The sequence below is a fragment of the Lysinibacillus sp. FSL P2-0066 genome (genome assembly GCF_037969495.1).
GTDB classification, from domain to species: Bacteria; Bacillota; Bacilli; order Bacillales_A; family Planococcaceae; genus Lysinibacillus; species Lysinibacillus boronitolerans.
On sequence record NZ_CP150202.1, the window covers coordinates 1,080,082 to 1,095,667 of the forward strand.

General features: G+C 37.7%; 16 protein-coding genes. All 16 read left to right on the forward strand.

The window, feature by feature from the left end; all coding sequences use genetic code 11:
- Positions 1 to 21 precede the first annotated feature (21 nt).
- Positions 22 to 2,055: a flagellar biosynthesis protein FlhA gene (gene flhA / locus MKZ14_RS05120; protein ID WP_036080453.1), complete on the forward strand. Its 2,034-nt coding sequence runs from the start codon at positions 22 to 24 to the stop codon at positions 2,053 to 2,055.
- Positions 2,052 to 3,245, forward strand: a complete 1,194-nt coding sequence (gene flhF / locus MKZ14_RS05125) for a flagellar biosynthesis protein FlhF (protein WP_258859553.1) — start codon at positions 2,052 to 2,054, stop codon at positions 3,243 to 3,245. Before flhA ends, flhF begins: the two co-directional genes overlap by 4 nt.
- Positions 3,242 to 4,117, forward strand: a complete 876-nt coding sequence (locus MKZ14_RS05130) for a MinD/ParA family protein (RefSeq protein WP_016994563.1) — start codon at positions 3,242 to 3,244, stop codon at positions 4,115 to 4,117. Before flhF ends, MKZ14_RS05130 begins: the two co-directional genes overlap by 4 nt.
- Entirely contained in the window at positions 4,118 to 5,272 is a 1,155-nt protein-coding gene (locus tag MKZ14_RS05135) for a chemotaxis response regulator protein-glutamate methylesterase (protein WP_016994562.1), read from the forward strand.
- A 15-nt stretch (positions 5,273 to 5,287) separates the two neighbouring features.
- Positions 5,288 to 7,360, forward strand: a complete 2,073-nt coding sequence (locus tag MKZ14_RS05140; RefSeq protein WP_036080449.1) for a chemotaxis protein CheA — start codon at positions 5,288 to 5,290, stop codon at positions 7,358 to 7,360.
- A gap of 27 nt (positions 7,361 to 7,387) precedes the next feature.
- Positions 7,388 to 7,834 carry a chemotaxis protein CheW gene (locus tag MKZ14_RS05145; RefSeq protein ID WP_004269272.1) on the forward strand — a complete coding sequence of 149 codons (447 nt, stop codon included), beginning with the start codon at positions 7,388 to 7,390 and terminating at the stop codon, positions 7,832 to 7,834.
- Positions 7,835 to 7,843: 9 nt separating this feature from the next.
- The gene (locus MKZ14_RS05150; RefSeq protein WP_016994561.1) at positions 7,844 to 8,476 is read left to right on the forward strand and encodes a chemotaxis protein CheC; all 633 of its coding nucleotides are present in this window, start codon (positions 7,844 to 7,846) and stop codon (positions 8,474 to 8,476) included.
- 1 nt (position 8,477) lies between these two features.
- Positions 8,478 to 8,981 carry a chemotaxis protein CheD gene (locus MKZ14_RS05155; protein ID WP_004269269.1) on the forward strand — a complete coding sequence of 168 codons (504 nt, stop codon included), beginning with the start codon at positions 8,478 to 8,480 and terminating at the stop codon, positions 8,979 to 8,981.
- Entirely contained in the window at positions 8,981 to 9,352 is a 372-nt protein-coding gene (locus tag MKZ14_RS05160) for a hypothetical protein (protein ID WP_036080446.1), read from the forward strand. Before MKZ14_RS05155 ends, MKZ14_RS05160 begins: the two co-directional genes overlap by 1 nt.
- Before the next feature lie 274 nt (positions 9,353 to 9,626).
- Complete coding sequence (locus MKZ14_RS05165) at positions 9,627 to 10,031, forward strand: nucleoside deaminase (RefSeq protein ID WP_339280645.1); 405 nt, start codon at positions 9,627 to 9,629, stop codon at positions 10,029 to 10,031.
- 20 nt (positions 10,032 to 10,051) lie between these two features.
- Positions 10,052 to 11,275, forward strand: a complete 1,224-nt coding sequence (locus tag MKZ14_RS05170) for an amidohydrolase (RefSeq protein WP_339280646.1) — start codon at positions 10,052 to 10,054, stop codon at positions 11,273 to 11,275.
- A gap of 28 nt (positions 11,276 to 11,303) precedes the next feature.
- Positions 11,304 to 12,524 (forward strand): amidohydrolase, encoded by a 1,221-nt coding sequence (locus tag MKZ14_RS05175; RefSeq protein ID WP_339280647.1) that lies wholly within the window; start codon positions 11,304 to 11,306, stop codon positions 12,522 to 12,524.
- A 438-nt stretch (positions 12,525 to 12,962) separates the two neighbouring features.
- A complete protein-coding gene (locus tag MKZ14_RS05180) occupies positions 12,963 to 13,733 on the forward strand; it encodes a FliA/WhiG family RNA polymerase sigma factor (protein WP_036080567.1) in 771 nt (256 codons plus the stop codon).
- Positions 13,734 to 13,756: 23 nt separating this feature from the next.
- Positions 13,757 to 14,059, forward strand: coding sequence for an RNA polymerase sigma factor (locus MKZ14_RS05185; protein ID WP_036080436.1), 303 nt, complete (start codon positions 13,757 to 13,759; stop codon positions 14,057 to 14,059).
- 9 nt (positions 14,060 to 14,068) lie between these two features.
- A complete protein-coding gene (locus MKZ14_RS05190; protein WP_036080433.1) occupies positions 14,069 to 14,647 on the forward strand; it encodes a hypothetical protein in 579 nt (192 codons plus the stop codon).
- 155 nt (positions 14,648 to 14,802) lie between these two features.
- Entirely contained in the window at positions 14,803 to 15,522 is a 720-nt protein-coding gene (gene rpsB / locus MKZ14_RS05195; protein ID WP_004269262.1) for a 30S ribosomal protein S2, read from the forward strand.
- Positions 15,523 to 15,586 lie beyond the last annotated feature (64 nt).

Here is a 15,586-nt window from a genome sequence, read left to right on the forward strand (position 1 = left end):
CTTTTTGTAGGAGGGACACAAATGAAAGTTCGCGATATTGGGGTTTTAGGTGCGGTTATTTTAATCGTTGCGATGCTCATCATCCCTCTTCCTCCGTGGATGTTAAGTTTTTTAATTGTCATTAATATTACATTAGGATTAATTGTATTGCTTACAGCAATGAGTATGAAAGAAGCATTGGATTTTTCCATTTTTCCTTCGGTGATTTTACTATTAACTTTGTTCCGATTAGGACTAAGTGTTTCCACAACTCGTGCAATTTTAGCTAATGGAGATGCAGGTTCGGTCGTTGAAACCTTTGGTGATTTCGTAGTTGGAGGAAATATCCTTGTTGGTTTAGTCGTCTTCTTAATTTTAGTGTTAATTCAGTTTATTGTCATTACAAAAGGTGCAGAACGAGTAGCAGAAGTAGCAGCGCGTTTCACACTTGATGCGATGCCAGGTAAACAAATGAGTATTGATGCTGATTTAAATGCGGGGATTATTTCCGAAAAGGAAGCACGCGAACGACGTGAAAAAGTTGCGGGGGAAGCGGACTTTTACGGTGCAATGGATGGTGCTACAAAATTTGTAAAAGGGGATGCCATTGCTTCGATGGTAATGGTTATTATCAACCTATTATTTGGTATCATCATTGGCGTCGTACAAATGGGGCTTCCCTTTGCAGAAGCGGCAACTCATTTTTCGAAACTAACTGTCGGGGATGGTATTGTATCCCAAATTCCCGCCTTGCTTATTTCAACTGCTACAGGGATTGTCGTAACAAGAGCCTCTTCTAAAGGTAGTCTTGGTCAAGACATTACAGGGCAATTATTTGCTCAAGCAAAGCTGCTTTATGTAGCAGGAGGTACGATTGTATTACTAGGGCTATTTACGCCAATTCCAAACTGGGTAACACTTCCAATAGGTCTCTCGTTAATTGCGGGTGCTTATATGATGGAGCGTAAGAAGCCAGAGGATGAAGAAGAATTACAGGAGATTGAGGAAGAAGTGGCTACTGACGGCATGAAGAGCCCTGAAAATGTTGTGAATTTATTAAATGTGGACCCAATTGAATTTGAATTTGGTTATGGATTAATTCCCTTAGTAGATGCCGCTCAAGGTGGAGATTTGTTAGACCGTGTTATCATGATTCGTCGACAGCTTGCTTTGGAGTTAGGTATCGTTATCCCAGTAGTTCGTATTCGTGATAATATTCAGCTTCAACCAAATGAATATCGAATTAAAATAAAGGGGAACGAAATGGCACGAGGTGAACTTTTACTAGATCATTATTTAGCGATGAGCCCAGGCGACGATGATTCTATTGAAGGTATTGATACTGTGGAGCCATCATTTGGATTACCAGCTAAATGGATTACAGAGCAAGTAAAAGAGGATGCAGAAATGTATGGTTACACGGTTGTAGACCCACCAAGTGTGGTGTCAACACATTTAACAGAAATTATTCGAGCAAATGCTCATGAGTTATTGGGCCGTCAAGAGACAAAGCAGTTAATCGATCACTTACGGGAATCCCATCCAATTTTAGTAGAAGAATTAACACCTGCACCTTTATCTACTGGGGAAATCCAAAAGGTACTGGGTAAGCTTCTTCGAGAAAATGTATCTGTGCGTAACTTACCAATTATTTTTGAGACACTTGCAGACTATGCTAAATTAACGAGTGATACAGATATCTTAGCTGAGTATGTGCGTCAAGCATTGGCACGCCAAATTACAGCGCAGTATGTTGGGGATAGTTCGGTATTAAAGGTGATTACGGTTTCAGGTAAAGTAGAGAAAATGATTGCGGATAGTATCCAACAAACGGATCACGGAAATTACTTAGCGATGGACCCACAAGATTCTCAAACAGTATTAGAAACTATTGCAGCGGAAGTAGAGCGTGTTTCCTTTATGGAGCAATCAGCTATTATATTATGCTCTCCAGCAGTTCGGATGTATTTACGACAATTAACGGAGCGTTATTTCCCACAAATCCCGGTTCTATCCTATAATGAATTGGATGCTTCGGTTGAAATTCAAAGTGTTGGGGTGGTGAATGTTCAATGAAAATGAAAAAATATTATGCATCATCCATACCAGAGGCGATGAAGCAGGTGCGAGCAGAATTAGGTGAGGACGCAGTCATTTTAAATTCAAAAGTCGTCATTACAAAGAAATTTTTTGGCATGATAAAAAAGAAGAGTTTTGAAGTGGTTGCAGGTGTTGATGCAATGGAGCCACGTCAAGTGGCTTCAGTACCAACACCTGCTGTTCTGCCTGTAGCAAAAAAGGAAAATGCAAGGTTACAAGAGATTACAAATGCTATTCAAGCAAAAATACATCAGGAACCACCCCAGGATGTAGCAGTACATGAGGACGCTAGCATTTCAGAAGAATTGAGAAAAGAAATTGCTGATTTAAAATCATTAATGCAATCAATGCATAAAAAGACTACCCAAGCTCAATATCCCGATGAACTCTTACCCTTCATTGAATACTTAAGACAGCAAGAGCTAAGTGAAGAGCTCATCACAACGATAGGTGATGAGCTTTTTATGCATTTCAAAGAAGCATCTGAAATAAATTTTTCGCAATGTAAATTGATAACAAAAAATTTACTACGTAAGAAGCTAGAAGTACTTCCAGTCGGAGGATTGTCCTACGAAAGAAAATATATAAATATTTTAGGGCCAACAGGTGTTGGGAAGACTACAACTATTGCCAAAATGGCTGCTAGAGCTGTGTTAGAAAAAAAGAAAAAGATTGGCTTTATTACGACAGATACTTATCGGATTGCGGCAATAGAGCAGCTTAAAACATATGCTGGTCTTTTACAAGCTCCTGTTGAGATTGCTTACAATGCAACAGATTTTGAACAAGCGATCCAGAGATTATCACATTTAGATTTGGTATTTATTGATACAGCTGGTCGAAATTACAAAGAAGTCAAATACGTTGATGATCTCCAACGTCTCATAAAATTCGATGATCAAGCAGAATCTTATTTAGTCCTTGCAATGACAACGAAAGAAAGAGATATGGAGAATATTGTAGATCAATTTAAGCAATTACCAATTGAAAAATTCATTTTTACAAAAATTGATGAAACAAATTCTATTGGCACAATGATCAATTTAATGATTAAATATAATAAAGGACTTGCTTACTATACGAATGGTCAAGAAGTACCAGAAGATATTGAAGAAGCTGATTTAGAAGCAGTACTTAATTTGTTTTTTCAAGGTGAAGAAAAATGAGAGACCAAGCTGAAGCATTACGCTTAAAAATGATGAAACAGCAAGGCGAACTAGGTAGAGCGATTGCAGTTGTAAGTGGCAAAGGTGGAGTAGGTAAAAGTAACTTCACAATGAACTTTGCCATGACTTTAGCCCAAAAGGGAAAAAAAGTTGTCATTGTAGACATGGATATTGGGATGGGAAATATCCATGTCTTAATTGGGAAAAATGCTTCTTATAGTTTAAAAGATTACTTGGAAGGAAATAAGTTACTAGATGAGGTAATATTTGAAGGGCCTTACGATTTAAGGTATATTTCAGGTGGGTCAGGTATGACGAGTGTGCTTGATTGGTCTCATAGTATGTTCGAACGGCTTATTCAAGCATTTGAAGAACTTCAAAAAAACTATGATTATATTTTATTTGATATGGGGGCTGGTGCGACAAATTGGTCGCTAGATTTACTCACATCCATCGATGAAATTATCGTGATTTCAACAGCGGAACCTACTTCTATTACAGATGCGTACTCTATGATGAAATATATTCATGTTCGAGATCCAGATAAGCAGTTTTATATTCTCTGTAACCGTGCTTTCAGTAAAGAAGAAGGAATAGAAACGAATGAACGTTTACAGTTAACAATGAAACGTTTTTTAGATAAAGAAACGATCATTCTTGGCTCATTACCTGAAGACCCAGTTGTGCGTAAGGCAGTGCGCGAGCAAGTGCCATTCTCTCTTGCTTATCCAGACGCATTAATATCAAAGACATTGCAACTTATTGTCGTTCGTTTTATGGAGCAACGTGCGGGGGAAATACACGCACATGATCAAACAACGAAAAAATTTTTAACGAAACTTAGAAGTATTTTCTCGAAAGGGCGTGATTAATTGGACTTTTTGCATAAAAGCAAGCTTTTAGTTGTGGATGATTCTGCTTTTATGAGAAAGCTAATTAGTGACTTTTTTGTTGGCAACTCGAAGGTGGAAGTAGTTGGAACAGCTCGAAATGGTAAAGATGCGATCAAAAAGATACAATCGTTGAAGCCAAACGTTGTGACAATGGATATTGAGATGCCTGAAATGAATGGGCTCGACGCTTTAAAAGAAATTATGATACAATGTCCAGTTCCTGTAGTAATGCTCTCAAGTACCACGCAACGTGGGACAGAAAATGCAATTGCAGCGATTGAGGGCGGGGCAGTCGATTTTGTTGCCAAGCCGAGCGGGACCATTTCCCTTGATTTACATAAAATTCAAAATGAACTTGTGCACAAAGTGGAACAAGCTGCAACGGTGCCAATTTCCAAATTGAAAAAACCTTCTGGTAGTAAACGACAACAAGAACAAGTGACAAGGGTGAGTACCGTAATAAAGGAACCACAACAACATGGACGAACAAATACGTCTACTAATGTTGTTTCTACTAAGGTAGCCGTAACTAAACCAATGGTAGAATGGAGTAAGGTAGGCAAGAAGATTGTGTTAATTGGTACTTCAACAGGAGGACCTCGCGCACTTCAAGAGGTTGTTACTAAAATTCCTAAGTCTATCCAAGCTCCTATATTAATTGTTCAGCATATGCCTGCTGGATTTACTAAATCGCTTGCGACTCGACTTGATCAGCTAAGTGAAATTTCTGTTAAAGAAGCTGAACAGGGTGATATTTTGCAAAATGGAGTGGCTTATATTGCACCAGGTGGATATCATTTAAAGCTTAGAAAAGTAGGGACGACTTTTGGCATTGTTCTTGATAATCAAGAAGCACCAAGATCTGGCCATCGACCTTCTGTAGATGTTATGTTCGAAGATGTTAGTCAATATAAAGATTTTGATAAAGTAGCAGTGATTATGACAGGTATGGGCCATGATGGCTCTAATGGTTTAAAAGCATTAAAAAATACTGGCAATGTCATTGCTATTGCAGAATCAGCAGAAACTTGCATTGTATATGGTATGCCGAAAGCAGCAGTAGAAACGCAACTTGTTGATGAAGTTGCAGATGTAGATGATATTGCACAAACAATAATGAAATATTTGCCTTAAAAGGGGTGTCCTCTTATGGAAGTCAATCAATATTTAGAGATGTTTATTGAAGAAAGTAAAGAGCATTTACAAGCGTGTAGTGAACATTTATTAGAATTAGAAAAAAATCCAGATGATTTGGCAATTGTTGGGGAAATATTCCGCTCTGCACACACTTTAAAAGGTATGTCTGCCACAATGGGCTTTGAAGATTTAGCAGATTTAACACATAAAATGGAGAATGTTTTAGATGCCATCCGTAATGAAAAGATTCATGTTACACCCGAAATTTTAGATGTTGTATTTGAATCTGTTGATCATTTAGAGGAAATGGTGATGGATATTGCTAACGGTGGGGATGGTAAGCGTGATGTTTCCTCAACTGTTGCACAGCTAAAACGAATAGAACTAGGCGAGGAAGCAATCCCAGAGGTGGTAGCAACGATTGCTGCACCGGTTGTTGAAAGTGTATTAGAATATGATTCGTTTGAACAAACAGTCATTACACAATCGGCTGAACAAGGCTTTAATGCTTTTGAAATTTCAGTAACATTACGCGAGGATTGCCTTCTTAAGGCAGCACGTGTATTTATGGTGTTTGAGATTTTAGAAAAAGATGGAGATGTCATTAAATCAAGTCCATCTGTTGAAAAGCTAGAAGACGAGCAGTTTGACCAACAGTTTTATGTGGCTTTTGTCACAAAAACATCAGCTGAGGATATGCAGAAAAAGCTAATGAAAGTTTCTGAAGTTGATGAAGTAATTGTGACAGTAATTGACCAAAGGAAATTTAGTGAAAAAGAATTTGAAGCTCATCAAGAGGTAGCAGCAACTGTAACAGCAGTGGCTGAAGTAGCTGCTATTCCAACTGATACGCCTACTGCTAAAGCTGAGCCTGTTGCAAAACCAGTCAAAGAAGCTACACCTGCAAAGACTGATAAAAATCATGCACCTGTAGGTAATAAAACAATTCGTGTAAATATAGAACGGCTAGATATTTTAATGAACTTGTTTGAAGAGCTTGTCATTGATCGTGGTCGACTGCAATCTATCTCTACTGAAGTCAATCATGGCGAGCTAAATGAAACAGTAGAGCGTATGAGTCGTGTGATGGGCGATTTGCAAACTATTATTTTAACAATGCGAATGGTACCAGTAGAAACAGTTTTCAATCGTTTCCCGAAAATGATTCGTCAGCTATCACGTGATTTAAATAAGAAAATCAACCTTGAAATTATTGGTGCTGAAACAGAACTAGATCGTACAGTAATCGATGAAATTGGAGATCCGCTTGTTCACTTGATCCGAAATTCTGTGGATCATGGCATTGAGAATCCAACTGCTCGTCGTGCAAAAGGTAAGCCTGAAGAAGGAACGGTCGTATTGCGTGCCTATCATAGCGGAAACTACGTCTTTATTGAAATTGAAGACGATGGAGCGGGCATAAATCGAGAAAAAGTATTAGCGAAAGCTATTTCAAAAGGTATTGTTACACAAGAACAATCTTATTCAATGTCTGATAAACAAATAAATGAGCTTATCCTAGCCTCAGGCTTCTCAACTGCAGATGTCATTTCGGATGTATCTGGTCGTGGAGTAGGTTTAGATGTTGTAAAAACAACGATCGAATCACTAGGTGGCAATATTTCAATTGAATCAACACAAGATGTTGGATCCATCTTCTCGATTCAATTACCACTGACATTATCGATTATTTCAGTTATGCTTGTGGAGATTGAAAAGGAAATTTATGCAATTCCACTATCTTCTATTATTGAAACATCTATTATCCGTTCATCAGAGATTATGAATGCGCATAATCAAAAAGTAATCGACTTCCGTGGCAAAGTTGTACCATTGGTATTCTTAGAGGAAATCTTTGAGGTACCTCGTCAAGAGCATCAAGATGAAGAATTCCACTCAGTAGTGATCGTCCGTAAGGGTGAAAAACTTGCTGGTTTAGTGGTGGATTCATTCATTGGCCAACAAGAAATTGTCTTGAAGTCTTTAGGAAATTACTTAACAAATATCTTTGCCATTTCAGGAGCAACAATCTTAGGCAATGGTAAAGTAGCCTTAATTGTAGATTGCAACGCACTAATTAAATAAGGTGAATGAATAAGAGAGGTGTAAAGTATGACAAATGCAGTGGAGCAAGAAAGTATTAAAGTAATAGTTTTTCAGTTAGCAGATAAAGAATATGCAATTCCTGTGTCCCATGTTCAAGGTATCGAGAAATTAATGCATATCACACGTGTACCGAAAACAGCGAAATACGTAAAAGGTGTAATCAATCTACGAGGTGTTGTCACACCGATTGTGGATTTACGTGAACGTTTTGAATTACCTATTTCTGAACATGAGGAAACAACACGCATTATCATTATTTCATTAGAAGATATGGAAGTAGGCTTTGTAGTGGATTCCGCTAACGACGTTATCGATATTCCTGCAAGTGCTATTGAACCGCAACCTGAAGTCGTTGGCTCACTTGAAGAAGAATTTATTTCAGGCGTTGCTAAAGTAGAGAAGCGATTATTAATCTTATTACATTTAGAAAAAGTATTAAATCCACTAAAGTAGGGATCGATAATGACATTTAATCAAAAAATTACATCACTACATTTAGATGTATTAAAGGAAATTGGAAACATTGGTGCTGCGCATGCCGCGACAGCACTTTCCAATTTACTTGGGAAAAAAATTGATATGCGCGTTCCAAAGGTAGAAATGGTGTCCTTTAACGATATGATGGAGTTGGCTGGTGGATCAGAAAACGTTGTTGTTGGCATTTTCCTTCGTATTGAAGGTGATGCTGAAGGAAGTATGTTCTTTATTTTACCTATCGAACAAGCAAACCGCTTTATACGTCGACTCATTTTCGACGATTCTTTTGACTTTGAAAAACGACCTGTTTCAGAGTTAGGTTTATCAGCTATGCAAGAAATGGGAAATATTTTATCGGGCTCTTATTTATCTGCCTTATCGGATTTTACTAATTTAAAAATTTATCCGACTGTGCCAGGTCTAAGTGTTGATATGTTTGGAGCTATAATAAGCATTGGTTTAATAGAATTATCTCATGTCAGTGATAATGTTATTGTTATAAATACATCCATTTTTGAAGAAGGTGTGGAAGACCATGAAACGGTGAGGGGCCATTTCTTCCTACTACCAGATCCTGACTCATTTGATGCGATTTTTAAAGCATTAGGGGTTTCGTGATATGTTAACCAATAGTAGTGGACAAGTGATTAAAGTGGGAATTGCACAAATGGATGTAGTAAAGCTACCTAACACGATTCGAACTTCTGGTCTTGGTTCATGTGTCGGTGTTATTTTGTATGATGAGTCAAAAAAAATTGCTGGTTTAATCCATGTGATGTTACCAGATTCCAGTTTAGGAAGAGCTGAGTCAATCAATGTCGCGAAATTTGCAGATTCAGGGATTGCTGCAATGATTGATTTATTAAAGTTAGAGGGCGTTCAAAAATTTAAGCTCAAGGCAAAAATTGCAGGGGGTGCGCAGATGTTCCAATTTACTTCTGACAAAGATACAATGCGTATTGGTCCCCGCAATGTAGAAGCTGTCAAAAATGAATTAAAGAGACAGGGCATCCCTTTAGTGGCAGAGGATACTGGTGGAAATAGTGGTAGAACGATTGAATTTAATCCTGCAACGTCGATATTACATATCCGAACAGTTAACCAGGGAGTGAGTGAAATCTAATGTTTGGTTCTATATTTTACAACCTATGGGGAGCATTAATTGCCTTTTCGATTTATTTTTTTAGTACATTTCAAAAACCATTTACGCCTCTGCGAATCCTAATTAGCTCTTTTATTGTAGCAACCATCGCATTTTTTGTAATGTTCATTGTACGTTTTCTAATTGCTTACATCTTGTTTACACCAGAAGTAGATGAGGAAGCGGTTGAAGGTGAATTAGAAGAAAAGGAACTTGATTCTACAGAAGGCGTAAACCATGAAGTGCCAACAGCTAATTCTACGGTTGAATTTCAAGATGAGAATACCGAGGAAATTGCACAAGTAGTAAGAACGATGATGAATCGAGAAGAAGATCAACAAGTGAATGCATAAAAAAAGAGTCGTGAGTAACGACTCTTTTTTTATTTGGCTTGAAGTTTGTATTATACGAAAAACTTAAGTAAAATTTATTTTTTTTATATTATTCATATATACAGTCCTCATGTTAGCATATTTGTACAAAGGTAAAAGCTATTAATCAGAAAACCACAAGTTATAAAAATGTAGCTTGTTCTGTCAATCAATCAACAGAAAAAATGTTGATTATGGATAATTTCAATTGTTGAAAAGGAAAGAGAAATTTGCAATTTCTAGGAGAGGGAACTGTATGAAATCTTATGACTTTATGAAAAAAGCACTTGAGCTAGCTAAGGAAAATGAAAGAACAAAACATGGTGCTCCTTTTGGTGCAATTGTGGTCAAAAATGGACAAATTATTGGCTCTGGTGTAAATGAGGTTACCATCACCAATGATGTAACGAATCATGCAGAGATTCAAGCAATCCGTCAAGCTTGTCATGCACTGAAAACGACCAATTTAGAAGGTTGCGAAATGTATGCAAGCACGAAGCCATGTCCTATGTGTTTGAGCGCCATTTATTATTCTAAAATTTCTACAGTTTATTATTTTAATGCTAGTAATTCTAGTCAAGATTATGTCTATCATCAACTTTCTTTACCACATCAAGAGAGGGCCATTCAAATGGTTCATCTAGCTATTAATCTTCAATAAAATTCGGGGAGGACCAATCAATGATACCAACAGCATACTGGCTAACAAATGTACGATTAGAAACGGGTTATGGTTACGATAATGGGGCTGTTATAGAAACAAAAACAGCTCTTTTTAATGTACAGGTCGAAAATGGTAAAATAACTCAAATTATAAGTGCAGATCAGCCTTTAGAGACTAATTTGCCTAAACGAAATGCACATAGTTATTTAATGCTCCCTTCTTTTAGAGATATGCATATTCATATTGATAAAACCTATTTTGGTGGACCATGGAAGGCTCCTTCGATTCCCACAGAAGGTCTTATTACAAGATTAAAAGAAGAAGAGATTCTACTGCCAAGCTTATTGCCTGTTGCAGAGGGAAGAGCAAAAAAGTTACTAGATTTGCTATTACATGCAGGATCAACACATATTCGCACGCATTGTAATATTGATCCGTTTATCGGATTGAAAAATTTAGAAGCAGTCTTAAGAGCTAAAGAGGCTTACAAAGATAAAGTTGATTTGGAGATTGTCGCTTTCCCACAACATGGCCTCTTACGTAGTGAATCTATTTCTTTAGTAAGGGAAGCTTTGCGAAGTGGAGCGTCTCTAGTAGGCGGTGTAGACCCAGCATCGATTGATGAAAATATAGAAAAATCCTTACAAACGGTGATGGAATTAGCAGTAGAAGCTAATGCAAATGTTGATCTGCATATCCATGATCCTGGTCATCTTGGTATTTTTACCTTTAAACGATTAGCTGCATTAACAGAGGAAGCAGGTTGGCACGGCCGAGTGACAATTAGTCATGCCATGGCCTTAGCTGATGTTTCTACTAATGAAGCAAGTGAAGTGGCAGCGTTACTAGCTCATCACGGTATTGACATTACTTCGTCTGTTCCTTTGGATCATACCATCCCTATTCCGTTATTAGATCAAAAAGGTGTTCATATCTCGTTAGGTGATGATAGTATTACAGATCACTGGTCGCCGTTTGGTATAGGTGACAGCCTAGAAAAAGTAGGCACGCTAGCTGAACGCTTTGGCTTAAGTGATGAACGTTCACTTGGTCAAAGTCTAAAGTATATTACTGGAGGCATAACACCTTTAAACAAGGATGGACAGCTACAATGGCCGAAAATTGGAGATATAGCCAATGTCGTGTTTGTAGAAGCAACTTGCTCAGCAGAAGCAGTCGCAAGGAGAGCAAGGAGAGTGGCAGTGCTTTTTAAAGGAAATATAGTTGTAGGCAAGCTTTAATTATTGAAGAAGAAAGGATAAATCTAAAATGAACTCTACTTTCTGGTTAACAAATGTACGTCTTGAAACAGATTATCACTTTGTAAATGGCACGATAACTAAAACGAATACGGCTTGTGCTCATCTAATCATTAAAGATGGAACCATTGCAGAAATAGTTGCTGCTGATAGCCTATTAAATGATGATTATCCAAAAAAAGATATGAAACAGCTATTAGCACTACCTTCTTTTATAGAAAAACATTGTCATTTGGATAAAACTCTCTTGAGCGACAAATGGCGGGCAGTTACACCTGTGAATAATATTTTTGAACGCTGTGAGATTGAAAAAGAGGTACTGCCAACATTGCATACAACTATACAACAACGCGCTGAGGAATTACTTAGTCGTTATGTGCAGTTAGGGGTTACACATGTACGTACGCATGTGGATTTATATCCTGAGGTAGGTTTGAAAAATTTAGAGGAGGTTCAAAAAGCTTTCCAAACTTTTGAAGGGAAATTGTCTTATGAAATCGTTGCCTTTCCACAACATGGTCTATTACGAACAAAGGCAACCAGTTTAATAAGAGAGGCTTTACGTTCTGGGGCTGGATTTGTAGGAGGTGTCGATCCAGCTACAGTGGATGGTGATATTGAGGCTTCTCTACAACAAATGGTGGAACTCGCTGTTGAAGGAAACGCAGGGATTGATTTGCATTTGCATGACCCAGACCAATTAGGTACTTTCACAATGAAGAGATTAGCCCAATTAACAAAGGAAGCGGGTTTACAGGGGAAAGTAGCCATTAGCCATGCCTTTGGGCTAGGAGATGTTTCACGCTCTGAGGCAGAAGAAATGGCAGACATCTTACGTGATGCAGGCATTACCATTGTGACGAGTGTCCCCCTACGTAGAAAGTTCCCGCCTGTTGGTTTGTTAAACAGTAAAGGCGTACCCGTTGCAATTGGTTGTGACAATATCTTTGATGTTTGGTCGCCGTTTGGTAATGGAGATTTATTAGAACGAGCTGGGCGTTTGGCAAAAAGTTCAGGTTGGGGGGATGAACGCTCATTAGCTCAAACCCTTCAATTTATTACAGGTGGAAAAACCCCACTTAATCAAGCAGGTGAGCAAACATGGCCAAAAGTGGGAGATAGTGCAAATATGGTGTTCTTGGAGGCCTCTTGCTCTGCTGAAGCAATTGCTCGAAGATCTCAACGCAAGGCAACCATGTTCAAGGGGAACTTTGTCTCTAGTTCGATTTAAAGCATAATTTATTACTAAAGAGTTGGTTCCATATTTTAGGTATTATTGTTCTTTTGTTCAATTTGTTTGTTGTTCTACAGTATTGCTAAAACTATATGAAAGAATTCAATAGCTTCATAAACTAAAAGCTTCATTATATCCAACTGTATCCGCGTGTCATTACACAATCAGGATACAGTTTTTCTATGTCTTTAAAAAACAAAGGAATATATTAGAGACTAAGAGAAACAAATGAAATTATAGTCGATTCTTGTTATAATATAGGAAAGATGGCAACTGCTTATCGGGCTTTAACTATTCAGGGCTCACGTCTAAATTAGCTTACATGTGGATTTTTATAAAAATAGCTGAGAAATCCTGTTGAATGATAAATTTTAAGAGCGCAGGTAGTCGTTGGCACATGAGCGTGAAAAAGCGTTTTTTAGAGAGGTGGATTTCATGACACAACCAATTCTGAACGATGAGCAAAAACTATGGAATCGATGGATACATGAGCGTGATCCAGATGCTGGTGATTTACTTATAAAAAAATACATTTCTTTAGTATCTTATCATGTCCAACGTATTGGTGCAGGTCTGCCAAAAAGCGTATCACGAGACGATTTAACGAGTTTAGGGATGGTAGGACTTTTTGATGCATTAAATAAATTTGACATTAACAGAGATTTAAAATTTGATACATATGCTTCGTTTAGAGTAAGAGGAGCCATCATTGATGGTCTACGAAAAGAAGACTGGTTACCACGGTCAGCGCGTGAAAAAGCCAAAAAATTAGATGCGCAGATTGAACAACTAGAGCAGAAATATATGCGTCATGTAACGCCTGAGGAACTTGCGGAGCATATGGAAGTATCTGTTGAAGATGTTTATCAAACTGTGCAAGAGCATTTTTTTTCAAATGTTCTTTCTATTAATGAACAACAAGATCAAGAAGAAACAGATGGCAAGTCATTTGTCATACGCGACGATACAACAAAAACACCTGAGCAAGCAATCATTAAATCAGAGTTATTAGATGATCTAGCGGAAAATATACAGAAACTCAATGAAAAAGAACAGCTTGTCCTTAGTTTATTTTACACGGAGGAGTTAACTTTGACTGAAATTGGTGAAATGCTTGAACTATCAACTTCCCGTATTTCACAAATTCATTCAAAAGCGCTATTAAAGCTACGAAAGCTATTATCTAGTGAAATGATTAATGCGTAAATATCCTTGAGGGAGAGATTCCAATGAGTTTAAAAGGTGTCGAGTTACAGATTGCTATACCAAAAACATTTGAAGCAGGGAAAATGGCGGATCAGGCACAGCAACAAGTATTAGCTCAGCAAGCACATGCAAATGAAGCATTAAAAAAAGAAGTAGAGCGCAAACAAAAAATTGTCAACACATCAGAAGGTATGGATGAAATTAGTGAGGATGAAGATGCAGGTGGTGAGTATTTAACAGGTTTTCATAAAAAGAAAAAAAAGGATCAACAAGAAAAACAGGCACAACATCCGTTTAAAGGGAATTTCGTGGATTTTAGTGGATAGGAGTTTACAATGACAACCATTCTAATAGCGGTGCTATTCTTTTTACAGCTAATATCTTTTTACTTTCTTATCATTTTAAATACAAAGTTAGCAAAGTTTAAAGATTTGGAAAAGAAGCAAGAACGATTAATGCGGGAAATGGATGATACCATTAGTGTGTATTTAACAGAAATGAAAGATGAAAATGATCGTCTTATTAAAGAGTTACAAAATGTCTCACAGTCGGAAATAGCGGCTAGTAGCATGCAGCACACGGAACAATATATGTCACCTCAGGAGGAGCCGCCTTTGCCAGTAGTACAGGAGGTGAAAAGTGATAGTTCTCTATCTTTAGAGAAAGATGCTCGTATCTATGTACCTAAGAATATTGTCGCAAATGCTTATTCACGTCAGCAACATACAGGTTCCAAAATGGTGAAAACAGCTTCACCTCTAAAAGTGGAGGAGCAAAAAGAACCAGATAAAGTACTGACAGTGGAACAACAGGCTCTAGAATTAGCAAAGCAGGGAAAATCACCAGAAGAAATAGCGAAACAACTGCAAAAGGGTAAAACAGAAATCGAGCTTTTACTGAAATTCCATCACTAAATTGTTGCGAATCGTTCAAAGCTATGATATAGTTGCAAATGGTGTTATTACTACACACGTATTTTGATACAGTAAGTGGTGCTCTAAGCTTAGGGTAGCTTGTTGTAGATGATAAATGCGGAGGATAAAAACCAAACATATAGGAGGAAATTCACATGTCAGTAATTTCTATGAAACAATTACTTGAAGCTGGTGTACATTTCGGTCACCAAACTCGTCGTTGGAACCCAAAAATGAAGAAATATATCTTCGTTGAACGTAACGGGATCTACATCATCGACTTACAAAAAACTGTTAAAAAATTAGAGGAAGCTTATGACTTCATGCGTCAAGTTGGTCAAGACGGTGGTAAAGTTCTTTTCGTTGGTACGAAAAAACAAGCACAAGAAGCGATCAAAGATGAAGCTGAACGTTCAGGCAACTACTACATCAACCAACGTTGGTTAGGTGGTACTCTTACAAACTTCGGTACAATTCAAAAACGTGTTGCACGTATGAAACAAATCGAAAAAATGGAAGAAGAAGGAACTTTTGAAGTTCTTCCTAAAAAAGAAGTAATCCAACTTAAAAAAGAACACGAACGTCTAATCAAATTCTTAGGCGGTATCCGTGATATGCACGATCTTCCAGACGTAATGTTCGTGGTTGACCCACGTAAAGAACGTATTGCGGTTGCAGAAGCTCGTAAATTAAACATCCCTCTAGTAGGTATTGTTGATACTAACTGTGATCCAGATGAAATCGACTACGTAATCCCTGCTAACGATGATGCTATTCGCGCTGTTAAACTTTTAACTGCTAAAATGGCTGACGCTTTAATCGAGTCAAAACAAGGTGAAGAAGAAGCTCCAGCTGTAGAAGCTGCTGCTGAGTAATTCACGTTTACAAAAAGGTGATAAGTGGCTCAAAACCCTTATCACCTTTTTTAGAACCTATCAT